General features: G+C 50.8%; 1 protein-coding gene. It reads right to left on the bottom strand.

What is annotated here, in order from left to right; translation table 11 throughout:
* On the bottom strand, positions 1–205 hold a 205-nt coding region (locus tag OWC48_RS46700), incomplete at its 3' end, for a hypothetical protein (RefSeq protein WP_282526022.1).
* Between the last annotated feature and the right edge of the window lie 234 nt (positions 206–439).

The raw sequence follows: 439 nt of genomic DNA, 5'->3' as shown, positions 1-439 counted from the left end.
CTATTGATGGGGTCGCCACCGCGGTACTTGAGCTAGTCACATACACATTGACAGTAAGTATGCAGTTAAGGGTTAGACCATTAGTTATAGTTGTCGGCCCTTTGAAAACAAAAGTTCCCGGTGATGGAGGGTAGGTTTGTGTGCTGGCAGGTGTAACACCGACTAGAGATAATGCAGTTGCGCAGAGCGCAGAAACGAATTTCATGTCAACTCTCCTGTTTGAATTGCACTCATTAACCAAGGGGCGCGCAAAGACGCTTAGAGCTCTGCGCACGTCAATACGTTGCAGCAGGTAAACTCATCAGCAAGGCGCCCGATTCTACTGGAATCGGCTCGTGCATCGTGATCTGAGCCCGTGTGTCGTTTTGGCGGAACGTTTCACGCTAGCGAGCTTTGAAGCCACCGCGGTATCGTTGCCGCTAGTGAGGAGAGTATCCGT

Origin of the sequence: Bradyrhizobium sp. Arg816, from assembly GCF_029989365.1 — a bacterium.
Classification (GTDB): Bacteria; Pseudomonadota; Alphaproteobacteria; order Rhizobiales; family Xanthobacteraceae; genus Bradyrhizobium.
This window is presented reverse-complemented; position numbering and strand designations above follow the sequence as displayed.